25 protein-coding genes are annotated in these 24899 nt (G+C 69.3%); 18 read left to right on the top strand and 7 right to left on the bottom strand.

The window, feature by feature from the left end; genetic code table 11:
• Nucleotides 1-45: 45 nt before the first annotated feature.
• Nucleotides 46-1641, top strand: a complete 1596-nt coding sequence (locus FNM00_RS01405) for a bifunctional uroporphyrinogen-III C-methyltransferase/uroporphyrinogen-III synthase (RefSeq protein WP_143911488.1) — start codon at nucleotides 46-48, stop codon at nucleotides 1639-1641.
• A complete protein-coding gene (gene hemB / locus FNM00_RS01410; protein ID WP_143911225.1) occupies nucleotides 1641-2615 on the top strand; it encodes a porphobilinogen synthase in 975 nt (324 codons plus the stop codon). Before FNM00_RS01405 ends, hemB begins: the two co-directional genes overlap by 1 nt.
• A gap of 161 nt (nucleotides 2616-2776) precedes the next feature.
• On the opposite strand, the gene FNM00_RS01415 is transcribed toward hemB, so the two are convergent.
• A complete protein-coding gene (locus FNM00_RS01415; protein WP_143911226.1) occupies nucleotides 2777-4066 on the bottom strand; it encodes a lytic transglycosylase domain-containing protein in 1290 nt (429 codons plus the stop codon).
• A 169-nt stretch (nucleotides 4067-4235) separates the two neighbouring features.
• On the opposite strand from FNM00_RS01415, the gene hemL reads away from it, so the two are divergent.
• From hemL to ccsB, 6 genes are all read left to right on the top strand, one after another.
• Nucleotides 4236-5552 carry a glutamate-1-semialdehyde 2,1-aminomutase gene (hemL, locus tag FNM00_RS01420; RefSeq protein ID WP_246065023.1) on the top strand — a complete coding sequence of 439 codons (1317 nt, stop codon included), beginning with the start codon at nucleotides 4236-4238 and terminating at the stop codon, nucleotides 5550-5552.
• Between the two features lie 25 nt (nucleotides 5553-5577).
• Complete coding sequence (locus FNM00_RS01425) at nucleotides 5578-6228, top strand: histidine phosphatase family protein (RefSeq protein WP_143911228.1); 651 nt, start codon at nucleotides 5578-5580, stop codon at nucleotides 6226-6228.
• Entirely contained in the window at nucleotides 6228-6794 is a 567-nt protein-coding gene (locus tag FNM00_RS01430) for a TlpA family protein disulfide reductase (RefSeq protein ID WP_143911229.1), read from the top strand. The genes FNM00_RS01425 and FNM00_RS01430 overlap by 1 nt, the downstream gene beginning before the upstream one ends.
• Nucleotides 6791-7537 carry a cytochrome c biogenesis CcdA family protein gene (locus tag FNM00_RS01435; RefSeq protein WP_143911230.1) on the top strand — a complete coding sequence of 249 codons (747 nt, stop codon included), beginning with the start codon at nucleotides 6791-6793 and terminating at the stop codon, nucleotides 7535-7537. The genes FNM00_RS01430 and FNM00_RS01435 overlap by 4 nt, the downstream gene beginning before the upstream one ends.
• A gap of 76 nt (nucleotides 7538-7613) precedes the next feature.
• Complete coding sequence (gene resB / locus FNM00_RS01440) at nucleotides 7614-9218, top strand: cytochrome c biogenesis protein ResB (protein WP_143911231.1); 1605 nt, start codon at nucleotides 7614-7616, stop codon at nucleotides 9216-9218.
• Nucleotides 9215-10147, top strand: coding sequence for a c-type cytochrome biogenesis protein CcsB (gene ccsB, locus FNM00_RS01445; RefSeq protein WP_143911232.1), 933 nt, complete (start codon nucleotides 9215-9217; stop codon nucleotides 10145-10147). The genes resB and ccsB overlap by 4 nt, the downstream gene beginning before the upstream one ends.
• A 234-nt stretch (nucleotides 10148-10381) precedes the next feature.
• Here ccsB and FNM00_RS01450 read toward each other — a convergent pair whose 3' ends face one another.
• Nucleotides 10382-10645 carry a PLD nuclease N-terminal domain-containing protein gene (locus FNM00_RS01450; RefSeq protein WP_143911233.1) on the bottom strand — a complete coding sequence of 88 codons (264 nt, stop codon included), beginning with the start codon at nucleotides 10643-10645 and terminating at the stop codon, nucleotides 10382-10384.
• 38 nt (nucleotides 10646-10683) lie between these two features.
• Between FNM00_RS01450 and FNM00_RS01455 the strand changes: the two genes are divergently transcribed.
• Both FNM00_RS01455 and FNM00_RS01460 read left to right on the top strand, forming a co-directional pair.
• Nucleotides 10684-10950 carry a DUF4229 domain-containing protein gene (locus tag FNM00_RS01455; protein WP_143911234.1) on the top strand — a complete coding sequence of 89 codons (267 nt, stop codon included), beginning with the start codon at nucleotides 10684-10686 and terminating at the stop codon, nucleotides 10948-10950.
• Nucleotides 10931-12013, top strand: coding sequence for a PLP-dependent cysteine synthase family protein (locus tag FNM00_RS01460; RefSeq protein WP_143911235.1), 1083 nt, complete (start codon nucleotides 10931-10933; stop codon nucleotides 12011-12013). The genes FNM00_RS01455 and FNM00_RS01460 overlap by 20 nt, the downstream gene beginning before the upstream one ends.
• Nucleotides 12014-12127: 114 nt before the next feature.
• Here FNM00_RS01460 and FNM00_RS01465 read toward each other — a convergent pair whose 3' ends face one another.
• Entirely contained in the window at nucleotides 12128-13018 is an 891-nt protein-coding gene (locus tag FNM00_RS01465; protein ID WP_143911236.1) for a 1,4-dihydroxy-2-naphthoate polyprenyltransferase, read from the bottom strand.
• 198 nt (nucleotides 13019-13216) lie between these two features.
• Between FNM00_RS01465 and FNM00_RS01470 the strand changes: the two genes are divergently transcribed.
• Together FNM00_RS01470 and FNM00_RS01475 are read left to right on the top strand one after the other, a co-directional pair.
• On the top strand, nucleotides 13217-14230 hold the full coding sequence (locus tag FNM00_RS01470) for an AMP-binding protein (RefSeq protein WP_143911237.1): 1014 nt from the start codon (nucleotides 13217-13219) through the stop codon (nucleotides 14228-14230).
• Between the two features lie 75 nt (nucleotides 14231-14305).
• The gene (locus FNM00_RS01475; RefSeq protein WP_143911238.1) at nucleotides 14306-15745 is read left to right on the top strand and encodes an MDR family MFS transporter; all 1440 of its coding nucleotides are present in this window, start codon (nucleotides 14306-14308) and stop codon (nucleotides 15743-15745) included.
• 16 nt (nucleotides 15746-15761) lie between these two features.
• Here the strand turns inward: FNM00_RS01475 and FNM00_RS01480 are convergent, their stop codons facing one another.
• Nucleotides 15762-16424, bottom strand: a complete 663-nt coding sequence (locus FNM00_RS01480) for an SDR family oxidoreductase (RefSeq protein WP_143911239.1) — start codon at nucleotides 16422-16424, stop codon at nucleotides 15762-15764.
• A gap of 37 nt (nucleotides 16425-16461) precedes the next feature.
• On the opposite strand from FNM00_RS01480, the gene FNM00_RS01485 reads away from it, so the two are divergent.
• Genes FNM00_RS01485 through FNM00_RS01495 form a run of 3 tightly spaced genes read left to right on the top strand, consistent with a single transcriptional unit; the run spans nucleotide 16462 to nucleotide 20089 of the window.
• The gene (locus tag FNM00_RS01485; RefSeq protein WP_143911240.1) at nucleotides 16462-17409 is read left to right on the top strand and encodes an o-succinylbenzoate synthase; all 948 of its coding nucleotides are present in this window, start codon (nucleotides 16462-16464) and stop codon (nucleotides 17407-17409) included.
• The gene (gene menD / locus FNM00_RS01490) at nucleotides 17406-18962 is read left to right on the top strand and encodes a 2-succinyl-5-enolpyruvyl-6-hydroxy-3-cyclohexene-1-carboxylate synthase (protein ID WP_143911241.1); all 1557 of its coding nucleotides are present in this window, start codon (nucleotides 17406-17408) and stop codon (nucleotides 18960-18962) included. The genes FNM00_RS01485 and menD overlap by 4 nt, the downstream gene beginning before the upstream one ends.
• Nucleotides 18963-18997: 35 nt before the next feature.
• Nucleotides 18998-20089, top strand: a complete 1092-nt coding sequence (locus tag FNM00_RS01495) for an NAD(P)/FAD-dependent oxidoreductase (RefSeq protein ID WP_143911242.1) — start codon at nucleotides 18998-19000, stop codon at nucleotides 20087-20089.
• 7 nt (nucleotides 20090-20096) lie between these two features.
• Here FNM00_RS01495 and FNM00_RS01500 read toward each other — a convergent pair whose 3' ends face one another.
• The 3 genes from FNM00_RS01500 to FNM00_RS01510 all read right to left on the bottom strand — a co-directional run bounded on the left by FNM00_RS01500 (nucleotide 20097) and on the right by FNM00_RS01510 (nucleotide 21030).
• Nucleotides 20097-20429, bottom strand: a complete 333-nt coding sequence (locus tag FNM00_RS01500; RefSeq protein ID WP_143911243.1) for a hypothetical protein — start codon at nucleotides 20427-20429, stop codon at nucleotides 20097-20099.
• 138 nt (nucleotides 20430-20567) lie between these two features.
• Complete coding sequence (locus tag FNM00_RS01505) at nucleotides 20568-20834, bottom strand: hypothetical protein (protein ID WP_143911244.1); 267 nt, start codon at nucleotides 20832-20834, stop codon at nucleotides 20568-20570.
• A 13-nt stretch (nucleotides 20835-20847) separates the two neighbouring features.
• Nucleotides 20848-21030, bottom strand: a complete 183-nt coding sequence (locus FNM00_RS01510) for a hypothetical protein (RefSeq protein ID WP_143911245.1) — start codon at nucleotides 21028-21030, stop codon at nucleotides 20848-20850.
• Nucleotides 21031-21134: 104 nt separating this feature from the next.
• On the opposite strand from FNM00_RS01510, the gene FNM00_RS01515 reads away from it, so the two are divergent.
• The 3 genes from FNM00_RS01515 to FNM00_RS01525 all read left to right on the top strand — a co-directional run bounded on the left by FNM00_RS01515 (nucleotide 21135) and on the right by FNM00_RS01525 (nucleotide 24881).
• Complete coding sequence (locus FNM00_RS01515; protein ID WP_143911246.1) at nucleotides 21135-21716, top strand: Uma2 family endonuclease; 582 nt, start codon at nucleotides 21135-21137, stop codon at nucleotides 21714-21716.
• Nucleotides 21717-21798: 82 nt separating this feature from the next.
• Nucleotides 21799-23388: a GMC family oxidoreductase gene (locus FNM00_RS01520; RefSeq protein WP_221933539.1), complete on the top strand. Its 1590-nt coding sequence runs from the start codon at nucleotides 21799-21801 to the stop codon at nucleotides 23386-23388.
• A complete protein-coding gene (locus tag FNM00_RS01525) occupies nucleotides 23385-24881 on the top strand; it encodes an aldehyde dehydrogenase family protein (protein WP_143911248.1) in 1497 nt (498 codons plus the stop codon). The genes FNM00_RS01520 and FNM00_RS01525 overlap by 4 nt, the downstream gene beginning before the upstream one ends.
• The last annotated feature ends 18 nt before the right edge of the window (nucleotides 24882-24899 follow it).

Here is a 24899-nt window from a genome sequence, read left to right on the forward strand (position 1 = left end):
ACTCCACAGTCAAGAAAAGGGAAGACCTTGACCACCACCACCGCCATGGAAGCGCCCGTGACGCCCGTATCGACCGCCCCGGCCCTCGGCCAGGTGAGTTTCGTCGGAGCCGGACCGGGCGATGCCAGCCTCCTGACGGTGCGGGCCACCGAGCTGCTCGCGACGGCCGATGTCGTCATCACCGAGACGCCCGAGCAGGCCCTGCTCGTCACCACCGACGCCGAGACCATCGACGCGGGTCGCGACAACGACGGCAATGAGTTGACCGCCGCCGCCCGTTCGAAGCTCGTCGTCAAGCACGCCAAGGCTGGTAAGCACGTCGTCCGACTGATGGTGGGTGACCCGTTCACCTACGCCACCGGTCCGGAGGAGGCGCTCGCTTGCCACAAGGCGGGTATCGGCTTCGAGATCGTGCCGGGGGTCTCCTCGGTGTCGGCCGTCCCCGCCTACGCTGGCGTCCCGCTGACCAGCAAGCAGCACCGCGAGTACACCGTGGTGAGCGTCGGCGATGCCTCCATCGACTGGAGCGAGCATGCCGACGACGACACCCTGGTGCTCTTGTCGGCCGTGGCACGGATCGGAGAGGTCGCCAAGGCGCTCATCGCGGCCGGTCGCCCCGAGACCACGCCGGTAGCGATGACCCGCGTCGGCACCACCACCGAGCAGACCACGGTGGTGTCCACCCTCAAGACGATCGCCGCCGATGCCAAGGCCGCCAAGATGACCTCACCGGCGATCACGGTCGTGGGCGATATCGTCGGCATGCGCGAGGCGCTCTCGTGGTTCGAGACCAAGCCGCTGTACGGCTGGCGGATCCTCGTGCCCCGCACCAAGGAGCAGTCCGCCGGACTGGCGCAGCGTCTGCGCGGCTTCGGGGCGGTCTCCGAGGAGGTGCCGACCATCTCGGTCGAGCCGCCGCGCAACCCGCAGCAGATGGACAAGGCCGTGCGCGGTCTCGTCGAGGGGCGCTACGAGTGGATCGCGTTCACCAGCGTCAACGCGGTCAAGGCGGTGCGTGAGAAGTTCGACGAGTACGGACTCGACGCCCGGGCTTTCTCCGGTCTGAAGATCGCCGCGGTGGGGGAGAAGACCGCCGAGGCCATCGCCCAGTGGGGGATCCGCGCCGATCTCATCCCGAGCGGTGAGCAGTCCGCGCGCGGTCTGCTCGAGGACTGGCCGCCCTATGACGACCTCCTCGATCCGATCAACCGGGTCTTCCTGCCGCGGGCCGATATCGCGACCGAGACCCTCGTCGCCGGGCTCATCGACCTCGGCTGGGAGGTCGACGATGTGACGGCCTACCGCACCGTCCGGGCAGCGCCGCCGCCGGCGCCCACCCGCGAGGCGATCAAGTCGGGCAAGTTCGACGCCGTGATGTTCACGTCGAGCTCGACCGTCCGCAACCTCGTGGGCATCGCCGGCAAGCCGCATCAGTCGACGATCATCGCCTGCATCGGCCCGGCCACAGCGAAGACCGCCGAGGAGCATGGTCTGCGGGTCGATGTCCTCGCCGAGAAGCCTTCGGTCGAGGTGCTCGCCGACGCGCTCGCCGAGTTCGGTGCCCAGCGCCGGGACGCCTTCATCGAGGCCGGTGACCCGGTGACCAAGCCCTCGCAGCGCACCAAGCGTCGCAAGAGCTGATGTTCCCCGCGGATCGGCCGCGCCGGCTGCGCAGCACGCCCGCGATGCGGGCGCTGGTGCGCGAGACCCGAGTCGACACATCGCAGCTGGTGCTGCCGATGTTCGTCGCCGAGGGGCTCGACGCGCCGCGTTCCATCGCGAGCATGCCCGGAGTCGTGCAGCACACCCGCGACTCGGCCAAGGCGGCCTATGCCGAAGCCGCGGAACTCGGTCTCGGCGGCGTCATGCTGTTCGGAGTCCCCGAGCACAAGGACGCGGTCGGCTCGGGTGCGGTCGATCCGGCGGGCATCCTCAACCTCGCCATCGCCGATGCGCGGGCCGAGGTCGGCGATGCGACCCTCGTGATGGCCGATCTGTGTCTCGACGAGTTCACCGATCACGGCCACTGCGGCGTGCTGGACGCGCAGGGACGGGTCGACAACGACGCCACGCTCGAGATCTACGCGCACATGGGTGTCGTGCAGGCCGAGGCCGGCGCGCATGTCGTGGGTCCCAGCGGCATGATGGACGGTCAGGTCGCGGCGATCCGCGAAGCGCTCGATGCCGCGGGCCATCTCGACACCGTGATCCTGGCGTACGCGGCGAAGTACGCCTCGGCCTTCTACGGGCCGTTCCGGGAAGCGGTCGACTCCTCGCTGCAGGGAGACCGGCGCACGTACCAGCAGGATCCTGCCAACGCCCGCGAGGCGGTGCGCGAAGCGCTGCTCGACCTCGCCGAGGGCGCCGACATCGTCATGGTCAAGCCGGCGCTGTCCTATCTGGACCTGATCGCCGACGTGCGGCGCGAGGCCGATGTCCCGGTCGCCGCCTACAACGTCTCCGGCGAGTACTCGATGGTCGAGGCCGCCGCCGCCCAGGGGTGGATCGACCGGGAGCGCGCGATCGACGAATCGGTGCTCTCGATCCGGCGCGCGGGTGCCGATATCGTCCTCACCTACTGGGCCGCCGAGATCGCCCGCCGCCTGCGCGGCTGACCGTTCCGGCGGCGGTGGGTCAGCGTCCTTCCGCGGCCGGCGGTGACCTACGCACCTCTCGTCGCGGTGGGCGGTGACATACGCACGTCTCAACCGGATTGAGACGTGCGTATGTCACCGCTTCCGCTCACGCCTCGGCGCGATGGGCTAGCGGCCGAGGATCAGTAGGGCTCGTAGCCGCGGCTGGTCATGCACTGCTGGTAGCGGCCCTCGTTGCCACGGGGGTCGGTCAGGCGAACGCTCTTGGCACGGCAGTCGGTCGAGTTCAACACCCAGTCGACTCCGCCTGCCAGCTTGGAGATGAGCCGGGTGACGGGCTTGACGACATCCTCGACGACCGGAACACCGTCGACGGTGTTGTCGACGCCGTCGGTGATGGGATCCGTGACATCGCTGACGGGACCGCGAGGTGCGGAGCCGCTCCCACCGCCTCCGCCAGGAGCCGGATTGGTCTCGGGCAGTGTCTCGAACCGCGGCGGCTCGCTGCCACCGTCGCCTCCGCCGGTGCCACCACCTCCGCCGCCGCTACCGCCGCCGGACCGCCGCTGCTCCTCCTCGACGCGCTTCTGCTCCGCGGCCCGCTGGGCGCGCTCGGTCGCCTGCTGACGTTCGGCCGGGGTCATCGTCTGGTCGCGCTCGAAGCTGGTCAGGACCGAGGACTTGGAGCTCCCGGTGGGCACGGTCGAGAAATTGCCCTTGCTGTAGGCATCGGAGATCTTGAGGACGAGATCGACGTACTCGTCGGAGTTGTTGTACCGCTTGACGGCCGCCTTGAGGTCGTCGCGCGCGGAGAGGTCGCCGTCCCCGGCGCAGAGATAGATCGCCGAGGCCGTGGCCGCGTCGTGGATGTTCTGGGGATTCTTGGTGCCGTCCTGGTCGGCGTCGATGCCGACGGCATCCCAGGTGGTGGGGATGAACTGCATCGGACCGATGGCGCGATCGAACTCGGTGTCCTTGTCGAGCTTGCCGTCATCGGTGTCGCGAATCAGCGCGGTGCCGTTCTTGCCGTTGAGCGGGATGCCGTAGATGCCCGGCTGCGCGTTGCCGTCGGAATCGAGGTTGTTGCCGTTGACGCGGCCGTGATCGGACTCGACCCTGCCGATGGCGGCCACGAGATGCCACGGGAGATTACAGGACGCGTCGGCCTGCTTGAGCAGGCCGGCAGCGCGCCGGTAGGCGTTCGCCGCCACCTGCGGAATGCCGTCGGAGGCGAGTGAGTCCAGGGTTCCTTCGGCGCCCGCCTTGGGGTCGATGCCCGCGGGAGCTTTCTCGACGCTGGCCGGCGACTCGAAGGGCGTATCGGGCACCTCCGGGATCGCGCCGTACTCACTGTCGGCGGTCGCCAGGCCCGGGCCGGCCACGGCGACGGCTGTCGCTCCGACCAGCAGACCAGCGGGAACGACGGCTGCGATGCGCTGCCAGCGCGGCAGTGTGCGCCATGAACTACTCACCAGGACTCCCTCCCCGGGCGTATGAGACCCGTCTCACACGGTAACCCGAAGTTGCGTGACACTCCACCCAACGAGGATGTGGACGCGAGGTTACGGCTCGCTGTGGTGGTCGTCACGGCCGCTCCGGGCCTGCGGTATCCACGCTTGTGCCAATTGGCACAATGGCGAGGTGCCCACTGAACGTTCCGCCGATCTGTTCCAGCGCGCCCGCCGCGTCTCTCCGGGCGGGGTGAACTCGCCGGTCCGCGCCTTCAAGGCCGTCGGTGGCACCCCGCGCTTCATGACCTCCGGAGAGGGTGCCTGGCTCACCGATGTCGACGGCAACCGCTACGTCGACTTCGTCGGCTCGTGGGGGCCGATGCTGCTGGGCCATGCGCATCCGCAGGTCATCGCCGCGGTGCAGGAGGCCGTGGCACGCGGGACCTCGTTCGGCACGCCCGCCGAACCGGAGGTCGCCCTCGCCGAGGAGATCGTCGAGCGGACCAGCGTCGAGTCCGTCCGCCTGGTCACCTCTGGCACCGAGGCCACCATGTCGGCGATACGACTCGCTCGCGGCGTCACCGGACGAGACCGCGTCGTGAAGTTCGCCGGCTGCTATCACGGGCACGTCGATCCGCTGCTGGCCGAGGCCGGATCGGGGGTCGTCACGCTCGGCATCCCCGGCACGCCCGGCGTCCCGGCGCATGTCACCGCGGACACCATCGTGCTGCCGTACAACGATGTCGACGCCGTGCAAGCGGCGTTCGCCGAGTTCGGCGGCCAGATCGCCTGCATCATCACCGAGGCGGCGCCGGGCAACATGGGCCTCGTGCCGCCGGCACCGGGCTTCAACGCGGCGCTGGCGCGCATCGCGTCCGAGCACGGTGCCCTGTTCATCAGCGACGAGGTCATGACCGGCTTCCGCGCGGCGCGCGCGGGCCACTGGGAGCTCGACGGCCAGCGTGAGGGATGGGCGCCCGACCTGGTCACCTTCGGCAAGGTCATGGGCGGCGGCTTCCCCTCCGCCGCCTTCGGCGGTCGTCGCGACCTGATGGAGTATCTCGCCCCGGCCGGCCCGGTCTACCAGGCCGGCACACTGGCCGGCAATCCCGTCGCCACCACGGCCGGCGTGACGACCCTGCGCCTGGCCACCCCCGAGCTCTACACCGATCTCCTCGCCACCTCGCTGCGAGTCCGCGAGCTCGTCGGGGAGGCCCTCGTCGGCGCCGGGGTGCCGCACGTCATCCAAGCGGCCGGAACCATGTTCAGCGTGATGTGGGGGGTCACCGATCCGGTGACCGACTTCGCCGGCGCTCAGCGCCAGGACACCGCGGCCTTCGCCGCCTTCTTCTCCAGCATGCTCGACCAGGGCGTCTACCTCCCCCCGAGCGCCTTCGAGACCTGGTTCGTCTCGGCGGCTCACGACGACGCCGCCCTGACTACACTGTCCGAGGCGTTGCCGGCGGCCGCCCGTGCCGCGGCCCGCGCGCTCGACGACCGCCCGTGACCGCGAGAACGAGGACGATCCGACCATGACCACCAGGACCACCGTTCACCTGATGCGCCACGGCGAGGTGCACAATCCCGCCGGCGTGCTGTACGGCCGGCTCGCCGGCTACAACCTCTCCGAGCTCGGCCACGAGATGGCCGAGACGGTGGCGGAGTCGCTCAAAGACCGTGACATCACCTATCTGGTGGCGTCACCGCTCGAGCGCGCCCAGCAGACGGCGCGCCCGATCGCGGAGATCCTCGATCTGCCGATCCACGATGACGAGCGGGTCATCGAGGCGTCCAACAAGTTCGAGGGCAAGACCTTCGGTGTCGGCGCGGGCGCCCTGAAGCGCCCCGGCAACTGGCTCTTGGTCTGGAACCCCGTACGGCCCTCCTGGGGCGAGCCGTACAAGCAGATCGCCAAGCGCATGGAGCTGGCGATCGACGACGCCCGCGAGGCGGCCCGCGGCCACGAGGCCGTCATCGTCGCGCACCAGCTGCCGATCTGGATCGCCCGGCGTGCCTATGAGCGTGCGCGCTTCGCCCACGACCCGCGTAAGCGCCAGTGTTCGCTCGCGAGCCTGACCTCGCTGACCTTCGAGGACGACCGCTTCGTGTCGCTGCACTACAGCGAGCCGGCGGGTCACCTGTTGCCGGACGTGCTCAAGGGCAAGTTCGTGGGCGGCGCCTGATGCGACACGCCCTGGCCGGTCTCGGAGTTGCCGCGATGCTCGTCCTCACTGCGTGCAGCGGCGTCGAGGAGGGCGGCGAAGGCGGCTACATCAGCGGTGACGGCACCGTCACCACCATCGACCCCGGCGACCGCCAGCCGGCACCCGCGCTGAGCGGCCTCGACCTCGAGGGCGAGGAGCTCTCCACCGAGGACTTCGCCGGGCAGACCATCGTCGTCAACCTCTGGGGATCCTGGTGCCCGCCGTGCCGCAAGGAGATGCCGATCCTCAAAGAGGTCGCCGAGAGCTATGAAGACTCCAGCGTCCAGTTCCTCGGACTGCTGACCCAGGACAAGCCCGCCTCGGCCCGCGCCTTCAACGACAAGATCGGCATCACCTATCCGAGCATCGTCGACGACAGCGGCGAGAATCAGCTCGCCTTCGCCGACTCACTGCCCTCGCAGGCGATCCCCACCACGTGGATCATCGACTCCGAGGGCCGAGTCGCCGTGCGCATCCTCGACCCCGAGCTGGGTGCGGGCACGCTGACCGATCTCATCGAGTACGTGCGGAAGAGCACGCAGTGACCGACTGGTTCGGCGATGCCGTCCTCTCCGGATCGCTGATCGTGGCGATTCCCGTGGCAGCCCTCGCCGGACTGGTCTCGTTCTTCTCACCCTGCGTCCTGCCGTTGTTGCCGGGCTACCTCTCCTATGTCTCGGGCGTGGGGGTGCAGGACCTGCGCACCAGCAAGCGCTGGCGTCTCGCCCTCGGCTCGGCCCTGTTCGTGCTCGGCTTCACCGCCGTGTTCGTCGCCGGCGGAGCGCTGTTCGGGGCGGCCGGTCAGCGGCTGCGCCCCTATGGCGACACCCTGACGATCGTGGCCGGGGCGGTCCTCATCGTCCTCGGTCTGATCTTCGTGGGAGCCATCCCGGGACTGCAGCGTCAATGGAGGATGCGTCAGGCGCCCAAGGTCGGTCTGCTGGCGGCGCCCCTGCTCGGAGTCGTGTTCGGCATCGGCTGGACGCCGTGCCTCGGGCCGACCCTCTCGGCCGTGCTCATCCTCGCGGGGAACGAGGGGACGGCGTCCCGCGGGGCGTTGCTGACCCTCGTCTACGGGCTCGGCCTCGGCCTGCCCTTCATCATCGCCGCGTTGTTCTTCGCGCGGTTCATGGGAGCGCTCGACGTGGTCAAACGACACCAGCGTGCGGTCTCCATCATCGGGGGAGTGTTGTTGATCGTCACCGGTCTGCTCATGGTCAGCGGTCTGTGGACCGAGCTGGTCTTCCACCTGCAGCAGTGGGCCGCCGACTTCGAGGTGGTCGTATGAGCGAGCGAAGCGAGCGAACGATGGGGCTTCTCATGCCGGGACCTGCTTATCGTCGTTCTTTCTGGCAGGTGGCGGCATGAGCGAGCGAACGAAGCGGCAGCAGCGGGCGTCGGAGCTGGCCCCCCGGGAGTTCCTGCGATGGATGTGGCGTCAGCTCACGTCGATGCGCACGGCCCTGTTCCTCCTCCTGCTGCTGGCCGTCGCGGCGATCCCCGGATCCTTCATCCCGCAGCGAGGCGTCGACGCCCGGGCCGTGCAGATCTTCTTCACCGATCATCCGACCCTCGCGCCGATCCTCGACGCGATCGGGATGTTCTCGGTCTACTCCTCGCCGTGGTTCAGCGCGATCTACCTGCTGCTGATGATCTCGCTCGTCGGCTGCATCATCCCGCGCATCGGCGTGTACGCGCGAGCGTTGCGGTCGCGACCCCCTCGCGCACCCCGTAACTTCGCGCGGATGCCGGCATCGGGCAGCTTCACCACGACGGCCTCGGTCGACGAGGTCATGCAGGCCGGCCGGTGCGTGCTCGGCCGGGCCCGGATCGATGTCGTCGACGACGATGCGGGCAGCGAACTGCGAGCCGAGAAGGGCTTCCTCCGCGAGCTCGGCAATCTCGTCTTCCACGTCAGCATCGTGGTCGTGCTGATCGGGGTCGCGATCGGCGCCCTCTGGGGCTATCGCGGCTCGGTGATCGTCACGGAGGGCAATGGCTTCTCCAACACGCTCAGCCAATACAACGAGTTCGATTCCGGCCCGCTGTTCGACCCCGAGGATCTCCCGCCCTTCAGCTTCCGGCTCGACCGGATGATCGCGGAGTTCCACGCCGACCCCGAGCAGCCGCAGTACGGCGCTCCCAAGATGTTCCGCGCCGATGTCACCTACACCGAGCGCCCCGGCGACGAGCCCACGCCCTACGAGATCTTCGTCAACCACCCGCTGTCGCTCGACGGCGGCGAGGTGTTCCTGCCCGGGCAGGGGTACGCCCCGGTCGTCCGGGTGACCGATGCCGACGGCGAGGTGGTCTTCGAGGACGCCGTGGTGTTCCTGCCCGAGGACGGGAGCTACCGGTCCTCCGGCGTCATCAAGGTACCCGATGCGCAGCCTACGCAACTGGGCTTCCAAGGCTTCTTCCTGCCCACCGCCGTGTCGACGGGGGAGGGCCAGGCCTCCGAGACGATCTACCCGGGAGCGGTCAACCCGCTGATCGGGCTGCGCATGTGGACCGGCGACCTCGGCCTCGACGACGGCGAACCGCAGTCGGTGTACGTCCTGGAGAAGGACGGCATGCAGGAGGTCCTCGACGAGGACGGCGAGCCGCTCAACATCAGCCTGAGCCCGGGACAGTCGCAGGCGCTGCCCGGTGGCGGCACGATCGAGTTCGTCGAGCTCCGCCGCTTCGCTCGCTTCCAGATCGCGTCGACACCCGGGGTGATGCTGCCCCTGGTGGGCGTGAGCGTCGGGGTGGTCGGGCTCATCGCCTCGCTCATGGTCCGTCCTCGCCGGACCTGGATCAGGGCGAAGGTCACGACCGGCGATGACGGCCGGTCGCTTACAGTGGTGGACGTCGCCGCGCTCGACCGCGTGCCGCGTGACGAGCTACCGGACGATCTCGACGAGTTCCTCGCCAGCCTGCGCGAGGAGCTCGGTGAGACGACATCCGCACAGGAGAACCGGACATGACCGTAGAGCAATTCGCCCAGATCTCGAACTACACGACCGTCGCCGCCACCTGCGTGCTGGGGCTCGCGCTCTTGGCCTATGTCGCCGAGTGGGCGTTCGCCCGCAAGGTCGAGGCGAATGCTCCGGCCATGGCGGGCTCCGCTGGCCCAGCCTCCCCGGTCGCCGAGGAGTCCGATGTCGAGCCGGTGACGGATCGCTTCTCCAGGATCGGTCTCGTGCTGACCGTCCTCGCGACGGCGCTCATGATCGTCAGCGTCGTCACTCGCGGGCTGGCGGCCGGGCGGGTGCCCTGGGGCAATATGTACGAGTTCGGTCTGATGGGTATCACGATCGCGCTGGTCATCTATCTCGTGCTGGTGTGGAAGTACCAGGTGCAGTGGGCCGGCGGCATCGTGGTGGCCTTCGGCCTGGTGGTGCTCGGCATGTCGCTGTCGACCTATGTCCCGGCCGGCCCGCTGGTGCCCGCCCTGGACTCGCACTGGTTCATCATCCACGTCGGTGCCGTGGTGCTTGCCGGAGCCTTCTTCCTGGTCGGTGCCGCCGCCTCGGTGCTGTACCTCATCCGCGCGAGGGCCGAGGCGAAGGGCACGGTCGGCCCGGTGCTCCGGCGCTTCCCGGCGGCGGCCGTGATGGACAAGATCGCCTACCGGGTCAACGCGATGGCCTTCCCGTTGTGGACCTTCGGTGCGCTCATCGCCGGGCCCATCTGGGCGCACTACGCCTGGGGACGTTACTGGGGCTGGGACCCCAAGGAGGTGTGGGCGTTCATCACCTGGGTGGTCTACGCCGGCTACCTGCACGCCCGGGCGACCGCCGGCTGGAAGGGACGCCGCGCGGCCTACTTCTGCCTCATCGGCTTCGTGACCTTCCTGTTCAGCTACTACGGCGTCAACCTCTTCGGCTCCGGCCTGCACTCCTACGCCAAGTAATCCCGGACGCCCCCGCCGAGATGTGGCCGGTTGTGGCCCGTTGGGCGACGATCGAACGGGCCACAACCGGCCACATCGTGGCGGCTTCGGCTGATCGTCTCGCTCGGTGAGATCGGCCCCGGGATACTCCCAGGACCGGTCCGGGACCGACGTGTGCCGGGGTGTGGCCCTGGAGAGCCTTCTCAGGGGCTACACCCCGGCGAAAGTCGTCCGACAGGGGAGGACAGGGGAGGCTCAGAGGCCGCGGAGGTAGTCCGGGTCGTCGTCGGGACCGCGGGGTCCACGGGGGCGCCAGTTGCGGGGTCCGGACGAGGGACGCTGGCGGGCCTGGCCGAAGAAGATCCAGAGCAGCGCTCCGGCGTACGGGAGCAGCACGATCACGGCCACCCAGGCGAGCTTGGGCAGGTGCTGGACGCGAGCCTTCGGGGCGGCCAGCAGGTCGAAGAGCGCGTAGACCAGCAGAACGACCCCGACCACGACCAGCAGCGCCTTGCCCATGGACCCGAGACTACTCGGACCCCCGTAGAGTTCGGGCCATGAAGGCATTCTGGTTGTACACCTTCGCGCGCCTCGGCGTCTTCATCAGCTGCTACCTGGCGACCTGGCTCATCGCGAGCCTGTGGATCGACGGATTGACATTCCTCAACCTGTGGGTCCTCATCGTCGCGCTGGTGGTCTCCTCGGTCATCTCGCTGTTCGCGCTGGCCCCGCTGCGCGACGCCCTCGCGGCCCGGTTGGAGTCGCGGGCGTCGTCGATCAACCAGCGCATCGAGGAGTCTCGGCGTGCCGAAGACGTCGACTGAGCTGCGCGACTGGATCGACACCGCGATCGGCCGGGTCGAGGCCGACGCGAACCGCAGCGCGGACACACATCTGCACACCTTCGCGCTCCCGACGCCCGGCATCGACCTCTACCTCAAGGACGAGTCCGTCCATCCCACGGGCAGCCTGAAGCACCGGCTCGCCCGCTCGCTCTTCCTCTACGCGCTGTGCAACGGCTGGCTGCGCCCGGACTCGACGATCATCGAGGCGTCCAGCGGCTCGACGGCCGTCAGCGAGGCGCACTTCGCGCGGCTCATCGGGCTGCCCTTCGTCGCGGTCATGCCGGCCACCACGAGCACCGAGAAGATCGCTCTGATCGAGTTCGAGGGCGGCCGCTGCCATCTCGTCGACGACCCTTCGACGGTCTACGACGAGGCGCGCCGGCTCGCGCGCGAGTGCGACGGGCACTATATGGACCAGTTCACCTATGCCGAGCGTGCCACCGACTGGCGCGGCAACAACAACATCGCCGAGTCGATCTACGCGCAGATGGCCGCCGAACCCCATCCGATCCCGTCCTGGGTCGTGGTCAGCGCGGGCACGGGCGGAACCTCGGCCACGATCGGCCGCTTCATCCGCTACCGCCGCCACGCCACCCGGCTGCTGGTCGCCGATCCGGAGAACTCGGCCTTCCTGGAGGGCTGGGACACCGACTCATCCGATGTCGTCACGGGTGTGCCGGGCCGTATCGAGGGGATCGGCCGGATGCGCGTCGAGCCGTCCTTCGTCGGCGGGGTCGTCGACGACATGATGCGAGTGCCCGATGCGGCCTCGATCGCCACGACGCGGTGGGTGTCCGCTCGCCTCGGCCGCCTGGTGGGCGGATCGACCGGCACGAACGTGTGGGCGGCGCTGCAGATCGCCGAGAGGATGCGAGCCGAGGGGGAGACCGGCTCGATCGTGACCCTGCTCTGCGACAGCGGGGAACGGTACACGCACACCTACTTCGACGATGCCTGGCTCGCTGACCGGGATATCGACATCGCCCCCTACGCCGCAGCATTGGACAGCTACACGGCGACCGGCACGCTCACGCTGCCGTGAGCCCTCGCCCGCGGTGGCGGTAGGTCATCAACCTTACGCCCGCGGTGGCGGTAGGCCACCAACGTCATGGAGCTGGTATGGGGTTGACAGGCTACCGCCGACCGCGCCCAGGAGTCAGAGCGAGCCGATGACCAGGCCCGCGGCCAGGCCGATGGCGTAGACGAGTTCGAGCAGGCCGGAGTCGCGTAGAACAGCGATCAGCTCGCGTCCGGTAGCCCCCGAGCCGATCACCCGCACCGCGCGGGCGGCCAGCGGTGCGCTGGCGAACGCGAGGAGCGCCCACCACGTCGTCACCACCGCGCACCACACGGCGGCGGCAGCCGCGATGACGATCAGCAGCGTGTAGAAGCGCCGCGACCCGCGGTCGCCGAGGACGACGGCGAGGGTGCGCTTGCCGACTTCCCGGTCGGTGGGGATGTCGCGCAGATTGTTGGCGACCAGGATCGCGCAGGCGAGCGCTCCGATGCCGATGGCCGCGGCGGTGCTCGCCTGATCGATCTGCTCGGTCTGCACATAGGCGGTGCCGATGACCGCGACGAGACCGAAGAACAGGAAGACGCTGACCTCGCCGAGCGCGCGGTAACCATAGGGATTCGAGCCGCCGGTGTACGTCCACGCGGCGGCGATGGCCGCGGCGCCGACGAGCAGCAGCCACCAGGTGGTCGTGGCAGCGAGGGCGATGCCGAGGACGCCGCCGAGCGCCAGGAAGCCGAGCGCTGCCGCCTTGACCTTGCCCGGCGCGACGTGTCCGGATCCGACCAGTCGCAACGGGCCCACGCGCTCGGCGTCGGTGCCGCGGACGCCGTCGGAGTAGTCGTTCGCGTAGTTGACACCGATCTGCAGGGCCAGGCTCACGCCCAGCGCCAGGAGCGCCTTCCACCACACGAAGCCGTCGGCGTGGACCGCGACTCCGGTACCGGCGAGGACCGGCGCGACGGCTGCGGGCAGCGTCCGGGGACGCGCGCCTTCGATCCACAACTGGACGGTGCTAGGGGAGGAACTCACCCGCCAGAGTCTGCCACTGTGCGGGCCAGCCGTCGCCAGGTATCCCGTGCCTGGCGGCGGTAGCTCATCAACGGCACCTCGAGCGTGGAGGTAGGCGGTCGACGTCACGTCGGGTTCGTGAGGTTGAGGGACGTACCGCTGGAAGCCGCGAAAGGTTGCTGGGCTACCGCTGCTGGGTGGGTTCTAGGCTGGGTCGGGATGAACGCCTCCCTGCGCCCCGTGTCCGGCCCGGCCCGTGAGCTCTATCCGCTCTTGGCCGAGTGGGTGCGCGATGGCGGCGACTCGATCGTGGTGCGGACCTCCGGGAGCACCGGAACCCCGAAGGACGTGACGCTCTCACATGCGGCGGTCGTCGCTTCGGCCCGTGCCAGTCTGGAGCGCTTGGGCGGCCCGGGTCAGTGGATCAGCGCATTGCCGCCGACCGCCGTGGGCGGACTGCAGGTGCTCGTCCGCTCGATCCTCGCCGGCCAGGAACCGGTGATCGCCGAGGACCACGCGTCGATACCGCTCGCGATCGAGGCCATGACCGCCGGACGACGCTACGCCTCGTTCGTGCCTACCCAGCTGTTCCGTCTGCTCGCCTCCGATGAGGCGGCGGCGCTCGCCGGCCTCGATGCGGTCCTGCTCGGAGGTGCCGCCGCGCCGGCCGATCTGGTACGGCGCGCGGACACCCTCGGCATCCGCATCGTGCGCACCTACGGCATGAGCGAGACGGCCGGTGGGTGCGTCTACGACGGCGTCCCGCTCGAAGGGGTCCGGATGCGGATCTCCGCCGATGGCCGTGTCGAGCTCGCCGGGCCGATGCTCTTCGACGGCTACGGCGACGCGAGGCGCGTCGGTGAGTGGTTCACCACCGCCGACCTCGGTGAGATCACCGACGGCCGCCTGCGGATCATCGGTAGAGCCGATGAGATCGTCGTGTCCGGTGGTGTCAACGTGCCGCTCCCCGCGGTCACCGAGGCAGTGCGAGGCGTTTCCGGTGTCGTGGATGTCGCCGTGACCGGGGTCCCCGATGACGAGTGGGGCACGAAGGTCGTCGCGGTCGTGGTGGGGTCGGCGGGGCTTCAGGAGCTGCGCGATGCCGTCGAGGCGGCCGGGCATCCACGGTCCTGGGCGCCGCGTGAGCGCGTGATCGCCGAAGCCCTGCCGCTGCTGCCCGGGGGCAAGCTCGACCGGCTGGCCGTGAAGGAGATCGCCGCCCGAGGCGCTTGACCGGGAGAGTATCGTAGGAAGGTCGGCCTTGCGCCGGCTTCTTTCGTCTCCCATCCAGTTGAACGGGGTTCCTCGATGTCCGCGCCCGCCTCCCAGGCCGCCCCCAAGCTCGCCCGCGAGCACCTGATCCTCATCGGCGTGCTGCTGGTCGCGAGCTTCGTGGTGATCCTCAATGAGACCGTCATGAGCGTCGCCCTGCCGGTCCTGCAGGAGGATCTCGGGGTTGAGCCGAGCGTCGGGCAGTGGCTGACGACGGCCTTCCTGCTGACGATGGGCGTCATCATCCCGCTCACCGGATTCCTCATCGAGCGGATCGGCACTCGGACGCTGTTCATCACCGCGATGGGACTGTTCACCGTCGGCACCGTGGTCGCCTTCTTCGCGCCGGGATTCGCGGTGCTGCTGATGGCGCGGGTGATCCAGGCCTCCGGCACCGCGATCATGATGCCGTTGCTGATGACGACGATCCTCACGATCGTCCCGGTCGAGCGCCGTGGCGTGATGATGGGCAACATCACCATCGTCATCTCCGTCGCGCCCGCGCTCGGTCCCACGGTGTCGGGCGTGATCCTTGATCACTTCGGCTGGCGCTGGATCTTCGGCCTGGTGGCACCGATCGCCGTGCTCGCGCTCGTGCTCGGTGCCCGCTATGTCGTGGAGGTCGGTGAGCGCTCGGACAAGCGGGTCGACCTGCTCTCGATCCCGCTCGCGATCGTCGGTTTCGGCGGCGTCGTCTACGGGCTCTCGGCACTCGGCAAGTCCTCCGGCGGCGGACCCGTGCCTGTGTGGCTCGCGCTGACCGTCGGCGTCATCGCGGTGATCGCCTTCGTCGTGCGGCAGATCGCGGTCTCTCGCGAGAACCGCGCCCTTCTCGATCTGCGCGTCTTCGGCTCCAGCCAGTTCACCATCGCGATGATCGCGATGACCGTGGGCTTCGCGACCCTCATGGGCGCCATCATCCTGGTGCCGTACTTCGCGCAGCAGTCCCTCGGCCTCAGTGCCGCGCAGACGGGCCTGCTCACGTTGCCCGGCGGCATCCTGATGGGCCTGGCGGGTCCGATCGTCGGACGTCTCTACGACGCCTACGGACCGCGACCGCTCACCCTGCCCGGCACGATCCTGGTCGCCATCGGCATCTGGATGTTGACGACGGTCGGCGTCGACACCCCGATGTGGTGGCTGATGGTCTCCCAGATCGCGATCAACGTCGGTCTGGCCGCCACCTTCACGCCGGTCATGACCAGCGGACTGGGATCTGTGCCGGCTCCGCTCTACTCGCACGGGTCGGCGACGCTGGGCACGTTCCAGCAGGTCGCCGGCGCGGCGGGAGCCGCGATGCTGGTCTCGATCATGTCGGTCGTGGCGACCGGCGGAGGTTCGGGCGGCCTGGAGGATCCCCAGGCGGTCGCCGACGGTGTCGTCGCGGCCTTCCGGGTGGCCGGTGCGCTGTCGCTGGTGCTGATCGTGGTGTGCCTCTTCGTCCGCCGTCCGGCCCCCCAGGACGCCGCGTCCTGAGGGGCCCGGCGGGCGCTCAGCTGGAGAGGGCCGCGGTGACCGCCTCGTGGATCGAGCCCGGCCCGCTCACCAGTTCCCACTGACGACCCGACGTGCGGTTGTCGTCGAGCACGGCGGCGAGCACAGCAGCCACGTCGGCGCGGGGGATCTCACCCCGCTCGACCTGCGGGCCCAGGAGCACGCGCCCGGTCGGCTCGTCATCGGTGAGGGCACCGGGTCGGATGATGGTCCAGCGCAACGAGCTCGCCCGCAGCGCGGCATCGGCGTCGCGCTTGGCCTGGACGTAGGCCTTCCAGACATCGCCGGAGTCCTCCGGCGGGTCCTCGTCGATGCCGATGGCCGAGACCTGGAGGAATCGATCGATGCCGACCTTCTGCGCGGCCTCGATCGACTTCAGCGACCCGCCCAGATCGACACTCTTCTTGCGCTCGATATTGCCGTCGGGGCCGCCGCCGGCGGCGAACACGACCGCCGCGCAGCCCTCGAAGGCCTCCGCGAAGTCATCGCTCTCGGCATTCTCGATGTCGAGCAGGCGCGTGCGCGCGCCCAGCGGGGTCAGGTCATCGGCCTGCTGCGGGTCGCGGATCAGCGCGACCGGCGTGTGCCCGGCATCGACGAGCAAGGGAATCAGGTGGCGGGAGATCTTTCCGTGACCTCCGACGATCGCAATGGCAGCCATGTCTATCACCGTAGCGGGAACTCGCTATGGTCGTCGGGTGCAGTTTCGGACCTTCACGATCACCATGCCGACGACCTTTCGCGGAGTGAACCGCCGCGAGGGGATGGTCGTGCGCGGTGAGGTCGGCTGGGCGGAGTTCAGTCCGTTCCTCGACTACAGCGCCGTGGAATGCGTCCCCTGGTACCAGGCGGCGCTCGACTCGGCCAATCGTCCCTGGCCCGATCGGGTCCGCGACCGGGTGCCCGTCAACATCACCGTGCCGGCCGTCGACCCCGACCACGCGGCCCGCATCGTGCTCGGCAGCACCTGCCGGACCGCTAAGGTCAAGGTCGCCGAAGGGGGCCAGTGCCTGGCCGACGACATCGCCCGGGTGGAGGCGGTGCGCGACGCGCTGCCACTCGGCGGCCACCTGCGCATCGACGCCAACGGCGGCTGGGAGGTGGGCGAAGCAGTCAAGGCGATCCGCAAGCTCGACAAGGCGGCGCGCGGACTCGAGTACGTCGAGCAACCCTGCGCCACCGCCAAGGAGCTCGCCGAGGTGCGCAAGAAGGTCGAGGTCCCGATCGCCGCGGACGAGTCGATCCGCCGATCCGGCGACCCGTTCCGCGTCCGCGACCTGGAGGCCGCGGATATCGCCGTCCTGAAGGTGCAGCCACTCGGCGGCATCCACGCCTGTTATCGGATCGCCGAGCAGATCGACATGCCCGTCGTGGTGTCCAGCGCCGTCGAGACCTCCATTGGACTGGCGGCGGGGATCGCGCTTGCGGCCGCGCTACCGGACCTGCCTTTCGCCTGCGGTCTCGCCACGACCTCGCTGCTGGCCGGTGACGTCGTGACGGAACCGTTGCACCCGGTCGACGGCTGCCTGCCGGTCATCCGACCCGAACTCGACGAGCGAGCCTTTGCCCGCGTCGCCGCGCCCGAGGACATCGACGAACGATGGCAGCTGCGTCTCGAGGCCGTGCGCGAGGAGCTCGAGGAATGACATCGCCGCGAGCGGTCGACATCGCGCGTGATCTCGTGGACGAGTTGCTCGCCCGCGGCACGACGGAGGCCGTTCTGGCTCCCGGCTCACGTTCGGGGCCTCTCGCGCTGGCGCTGCACGCTGCCGATGAGCAGGGCCTCCTTCGGCTGCACGTGCGCGTCGACGAGCGCGAGGCCGGGTTCCTCGCGCTCGGGCTGGCGAAGGCGACTGGACTCCCGGTACCGGTGGTCACGACCTCGGGAACGGCGGTCGCCAATCTGCACCCGGCGTTACTGGAGGCGCTCCACGCGTGTGCGCCCGTCCTCGCGGTGACAGCCGATCGCCCCGGCCGTCTGCGAGGCACTGGAGCCAATCAGACCACCGACCAGCGTCGGATCTTCCCTCATATCCGGTTCGTCGAGGGAGTCGCCGAACTGGCCGCTGGCTGGGGCGAGGACGGACCCTGCCACCTCAACCTCGAGCTCGACCAACCGCTCATCGAGCCGATGCAATGGCGGTTCACCCCCTTCCGCCGAAGTGTCGAGACACCCGTGCCGGCGGTCACGGTGGTGGACCCCGGGCCCCGGACGGTCGTCCTCGCCGGCGACGGGGCCGGCGACGGCGCAGCGCTTCTCGCCGAGAGCGGTGGCTGGCCGCTCCTGGCCGATCCCAGCTCCGGAGCGCGGCGTGGGGAATCGGCCATCGCGACGTATCGACTCCTGCTGGACCACTTCGCTCCGCGCATCGAGCGGGTGGTGTCCTTCGGGCACGCGACGCTCTCGCGATCCGTGACGGCTCTGCTGAGCCGCTCGGATGTGGACATCGTGCATGTCGGCGATCAGTCGACGTTCCCGGTCCCCGCGGGCGAGCGAGTGATCTTCGCCGAGTCCGTCGAGACGATCGGACGACCGGCCGATGACTGGCTGGACGCGTGGCAGGAGGCCGACAGGAGAGTCCGCGCCGGTCTCCCCTCCGCCGAGGTCTTCAAGATCGCCCAGGCGGCGTGGAGCGCGGCCGCCGACGGGCTGCTGTTCATCGGCTCCTCCAACCCGGTACGCGACCTGGACCTGGTCGGCGATCCAGCCCGGCCGCCCCGTCGGGTGCTCGCGAATCGCGGCCTGGCGGGTATCGATGGCGCCCTGTCCACCGCGATCGGCGCGGCGCTCGCGTGGCCGGACCGGAAGGCACTGGGGGTGGTCGGCGACCTCACCTTCCTGCACGGCAGCAACGGGTTATTGATCGGTCCGGCTGAGCCCCGCCCGGACCTGACGATCGTGGTGGTCTCTGACGACGGGGGCAGCATCTTCGCGACCCTCGAACAAGGCTCCGCGGACTACGCCGTCGCCTTCGAGCGTGTCTACGCCACCCCGACCGGCGCCCGTATCGCGGAGCTGTGCGCGGGGTACGGCATCGCCTACGAGCGTGTCAGCGCCGCCGCGCTGCCGGCCGCGCTGACAGAGGAGGCTCGCGGTATCCGTGTCCTGGAGGTGCCGGTGTCCCGGGAGGATCGCCGAGCACTCGCCGAGGCCTGCGTGCGCTCGGCGCGCGAAGCTCTGGACAGGATGACGCCCTGACGCCGAAGTAACGGCGGAGCGGTTAACGTCGGGGCATGGGTTCACCCGATATCGCGGTGGTCGGGGCCGGGATCGTCGGCCTCGCCGCCGCCCACGAGCTACGACGGCGCGGTGCGTCGGTCACGGTCTACGAGTCGGGGCAGCCGGGACACGGCCAGTCGGCCGGTTCCTCGCGCATCTTCCGGCATGCCCACGCCGACCCGCGCATGATCGACTATGCGGTGGAGTCGCGAAAGGCGTGGCGGCGCTGGGAGGACGAGTTCGGGGCGCCGTTGATCGCTGCGGACGGTGCTCTCGCGCTGGGCCCCGTTGCACCCTCGATGCTCGCCGCCTTGGCCGAGCGCGAGGGCATCGAGGCATCGGTCGCGGACGCGAGAATCCTCGAGGAACGGCTTCCCGTGCTCGCGGCCTACGAGGGTCCTGGTCTGGTGGACAGGTCCGGTGGATCCATCGACACCATCCGGGTGATCTCGTCGCTGACGTCCGCGGTGGGTGACGGTTTGGTGGGCGATGTGGTGTTGAGCGTGTGTCCGCTGGCCGGCGGAGGGGCGGAGGTGCGCACCGCGAACGGCTGCCGGAGCCACGATGCCGCCGTCGTGGCAGCAGGGCGGGGCACGCAGGCGCTGGCCCGCGGTGCGGGACTCTCGCTGCCGGTGGAGACCCGCGCTCACGTGCGGGTCTCGTTCGCGCCGCGCGCGCTCATCGGATCGCTCGCGACCCTTCAGGACACGAGCGGTGCCTTCGGGGAGGCGGGCGTCTATGCGGCCGCCTATCCGGATCGCTCGGCCTACGGCGTGGGTCTCGCCGAGGACGTGCCGACGGCCGAGGACGGCGCAATGCTGGCCCCGGACGGTCTCGCGGCGCATGTCGAGCGGGTGATCGCCTATGTGAAGCGGGCCCTTCCCGGCCTCGATCCTGATCCGGTCGGTTACGTGCACTGCTGGGCGACCCGGCTTCCCTGGGGGGACGACGGCGTCGCGGTCTGGACCGCCGGGGACATCGCGTTCCTCGCGGGACACAATCTGTTCAAGCACGCTCCCGCCCTCGGCCGGGAGCTGGCGGCTACCGTGCTGGATGGCGAGGTCCCGGCCCTGCTGCGACCTGAGGCGCGCTTCGGGCAGGCCTGATCGCGTGTCAATCGCCGGTGGTGTCTCTCCAGATGTGCCGGCTGAGGGCGGTGACGTCGCGGTCGAGGTGCTCGAACTTGGTGTCCATGGTGTCGAAGCGGGCGTTCATCTCGCTGTGTAGGCCGTCGATGCGGTGGTGGACACCGTCGATGCGGTGGTGGACACCGTCGATCCGGCCGTGGACACCGTCGAACCGGCCGATCATCTCGCCACGCAGGCCGTTGATGGACGCGGCGATGGTGCGGTTGATCTGGACGGTCATGAGGGTCATGGCACCGAGCATGATCGTGGTGAAGACGCCGATGAGGGTCCATACCTGGGGGTCGTTCACAGCGCTCATCTCCTCATTCTGACCGACACGTCGGCCTCGGCACCAGTACTGAGGCCGACACTAGGCAGGCCCGCCGACGAGGTGGAAGGGCTATGCGGCCGGCTGTGGATGAACTCGGCGACACCTGCCGGCTGTGGACGACCAGGGTCAGGCGAGCTCGATCACCGTATCGGTGACTCGCTGGGGGCACGGGAAACCTATCGTCCGCTTCTGGCTGGCGGCGGTTCCCGCCTCGGTACGCCGGGTGCCGTCGGTATGGATCAGCGCAATCTCGTAGTCCAGCGGCTCGTGCTCCGTGGCCACGATCGATAGCGCGATCGACCCCTCGCGATCGAGGCGGTGCGCCTGACATTTCGTGGGATCACCGCATTCGGCGTCGATGAAGGAGTCGCGTGCGACGCGATGCAGCTCCACCGACGCTGGCTCCTCACACCCCGGTGGGCAGAGGCGGAGACGAAATCTCCGTCACCTCGTCGAAGGTCCCAGCAGGGGCCTCGATGCGGACCTCGCCCGCATAGGCGATCGCCGCGCAGCACCCCGATAACACGCCCACCGTGACGGCGGCGACGATCTCCGCCGCCGCTCGTCGCCGGAGAACGGGAACCCGCATGGCTCCCACCCTGCCCGCGGGGCGAATGCGTTGTCCACAGGTGGCGCAACGGGCGATGGACAGGTCTCCCGGGTCCGCCGAAGCTGGTTGCGTGGGGTTCACGCGTGGGATACTGGCCAGGAGACGAGGAGAGCGCGATGTCGGTGGTGCTGCCCGCAGGTCCGGGGCCGTGGACGGTCGACGATCTACCGGAGTCGACGGTACCGGTGGAGCTGGTCGACGGGAAGTTCGTCGTGAATCCCGCTCCCGCTCCTCGCCATCAACTGGTGTCCGCGCGGCTGGTGGCTTTGCTCGACCGGCTGGGATTCGCCGGGCGGGTGGTCGCGGCGAGCGATGTGATCTTCGATCCGCACAACAGCCGCCAGCCCGATGTGCTGGTCGCCGCACCGGGTGTCGACCTGTGGGACGGGCCGGCCTTGACACCGCAGGAAATCGTCCTGGCCGTCGAGATCGTCTCCCCGAGCTCGGTCACGACCGATCGCGTCCTTAAGCCCGCTCAGTACGCCGCGGCCGGCATCGGGGGCTACTGGAGGATCGACATCGAGCCGCGACTGGTACTCACCGCCTACGTCCTCCAGCGGGGTGACGATGTCTATACGGAGACCGGCACGTGGACGCACGGGGAACGGGTGACCCTCGCCGAACCCCTCGACGTGACCTTCGAGCTGACCGAGCTGCGCCGCTGACCATCCCGACCGTGACACTGCTTGTGTCACGGATCACTCCCGTCTACGGTGAACCTCACCGCTTGACGAGTGAGGAGCCGTGATGGCAGAGGAGACCTTCGACTACATCGTCGTGGGGTCGGGGAGCGCCGGGGGTGTGCTCGCCGCGCGGCTCACCGAGGACCCGACGGTTCGCGTGCTGCTGCTCGAGGCGGGGCCCGAGGATGATGACGACATGATCCGGATCCCCGCCGGATTCTCGTCCCTGTTCAAGACGCGCTGGGACTGGAACTACTGGACGACTCCCCAAGAGCACCTGGCCGGGCGTCGCGCGGACTGGCCACGGATGAAGGCCCTCGGCGGATGCTCGTCGATGAACGCGATGATCTACATCCGCGGCAACCGCGCCGACTACGACGGCTGGCGCGACGACTTCGGTGCCGAGGGCTGGGGTTACGAGGACGTGCTGCCGTACTTCGTGCGCAGCGAGTCCAATGCCCGGCTGTCCGGTCCCTTCCACGGCACTAGCGGGCCGCTGCGGGTCGAGGACCGGCGCTTCACGCACGAGCTCAGCGAGGCCTTCGTCGAGTCGGCCGCGAGGGCGGGTCTCGCGCGCACCGAGGACTTCAACGGCCTGACGCAGGACGGAGCCGGCCAGTACCAGGTCACGCACCATCGGGGCCGCCGCTGGTCGGTCGCCGACGCCTACATCCGTCCCGCCCGGCCACGGCGGAACCTGACGATCCGCACCGAGGCCTTCGTGACGCGCATCCTGATCAACGGCGCGGGTCCGCGAGCCACCGGTGTCGAGTACGAGCGCCTCGGCGTCACCGAGCGGGTACGCGCTGAGGCCGAGGTGCTGCTGTGCGGCGGGGCGATCAACAGCCCCCAGGTGCTCATGCTCTCGGGCATCGGTCCGGGCGACCATCTGCGCGAGCACGATATCGAGGTCATCGTCGACTCACCCGGAGTCGGAGAGGGGCTGCAGGATCATCCGGTGGCGGGGACGCTCATCGAGACCCAGGACACGAGCGACCTCGCCGAGGCGCAGACCCTCGGCAATCTCGCGCGCTGGCAGACCACACGCCGCGGACCGCTGGTCTCCAATGTGGGCGAGGCGGGAGCCTTCTTCGCCAGCCACGAGGGGCTGGAGCACCCCGATATCCAGATCCACCTCGCGCCGACCGGCTTCTATCACAACGGCATCCACGAGCCGGTCCGCCGCATGGTCACCGTCGCGCCGACCCTCGTCGACATCCACAGCCGTGGCCGGCTGCGGCTACGATCGGCAGATCCGCACTGGCATCCGGAGATCGATCCGGGCTACTTCACCGACCGCCGGGATCTCGACGCGATGGTCGGAGGGTTCCGGCGGGTCTTCGATATCGTCTGGCAGGGCCCGTTCGCGCGATACCTGCGGGCACCGGTCGAGCCCTCGACCACCGCCCCGTCCGATGACGATCTCATCGAGGTGATCGCCCGGCTCGGCCAGACGCTCTATCACCCGACGTCCACCTGTGCGATGGGCTCGGGCGGCGACAGTGTGGTCGACCCGCGGCTCCGGGTCAACGGAGTGGAGGGTCTGCGGGTGGTCGATGCCTCCGTCATGCCCCGCGTCGTGCGCGGCAACACCCATGCCCCCACCGTCATGATCGCCGAGAAGGCGGCCGACCTCATCAGGAGTGGCACATGAGCGAGCACACCAGCGAGGTCTTCGATTCGCTGAACCCCGCGACGGGTGACGTCGTCGGCACCTACCCGATCGATTCGGACGAGCAGGTGCGCGAGGCGGTCGCCCTTGCCCAGCACGCCGCGGCGTGGTGGGACGAGATCGGCTTCGCCGGCAGGCGCGAGCTGCTGCTGCAATGGCGCAGCGTGCTCACCCGCCGGATCCAGCAGATCGCCGACCTCGTCCACCGCGAGACCGGCAAGCCCCACGGCGACGCTCTACTCGAGGCAGGCCTCGCCGTCGACCACATCGACTGGGCGGCTAAGCACGCGCCGAAGGTGCTCGGACGCCAGAAGGTCGGCTCGGGACTGCTGATGGCCAATCAGGTCTCGACGGTCGAGTACAAACCGTTGGGGGTCATCGGTGTGATCGGTCCCTGGAACTATCCGGTGTTCACGCCCATGGGCTCGATCGCCTACGCCCTCGCGGCGGGCAATGCCGTGGTGTTCAAGCCCAGCGAGTACACCCCGGGCGTCGGGCGATGGCTCGTCGACACCTTCACAGAGGTGGCCCAGGGAGCACCCGTGCTGCAGCTCGTGACGGGCTTCGGAGAGACCGGCAACGCGCTGTGCCGATCGGGGGTGGACAAGCTCGCGTTCACCGGCTCGGCCGCCACGGGTCGCAAGGTGATGGCCGCATGCGCCGAGACCCTGACGCCGGTGGTGATCGAGGCCGGCGGTAAGGACGCTCTCATCGTCGACGAGGACGCCGACCTGTCCGCGGCGGCCGAGGCGGCCTTGTGGGGTGGCATGTCGAATGCCGGTCAGACCTGCATCGGCACCGAGCGCGTCTATGTCCATGAACGCGTCTTCGACCCCTTCATGGACGAGCTGCTGGATCGCGCACGGGCGGTGCGCCCGGGGTACGACGACGGAGGCCTGTACGGTCCGGCCACGATGCCCTCGCAGCTCGGCATCATCCGCGAGCACATCGAGGACGCGATCGCCCGCGGGGGCTCCGTGGTGCTCGGCGGTGACGATGCCGTCGGTGAGCGTTATGTGCAGCCCACCATCATCACCCACGTCCCCGAGGACTCCCTCGCCGTGACCCAGGAGACCTTCGGGCCGACGCTGGTGGTCAATCCCGTGACGTCGATGGACGAGGCGGTGGACCGCACCAATGCGACGGCCTACGGGCTCGCGGGCGCGGTCTTCGGTCGCAAGAACGCCGAGGGCATCGCGCGCCGCATCCGTTCGGGCATGACCTCGGTTAACTCGGTGATCTCCTTCGCCGCCGTTCCCACGCTCCCGTTCGGAGGTGTGGGGGAGTCGGGCTTCGGCCGTATCCACGGACCCGACGGGCTGCGCGAGTTCACCTACCCGAAGGCGGTCACGGTGCAGCGGATGAAGCCGCCGCTGGCGCTCACGACCTTCGACCGGGACCGCAAGACCGAGGGTCTGTTCGCGAAGCTGCTGACCGTGCTCTACGGCGGATCCTCGACCCTGCCCCGCCGCTGACCTTCTCCACAGGTTCCG

It is taken from the genome of Aeromicrobium piscarium, assembly GCF_007421815.1.
Classification (GTDB): domain Bacteria; phylum Actinomycetota; class Actinomycetes; order Propionibacteriales; family Nocardioidaceae; genus Aeromicrobium; species Aeromicrobium piscarium.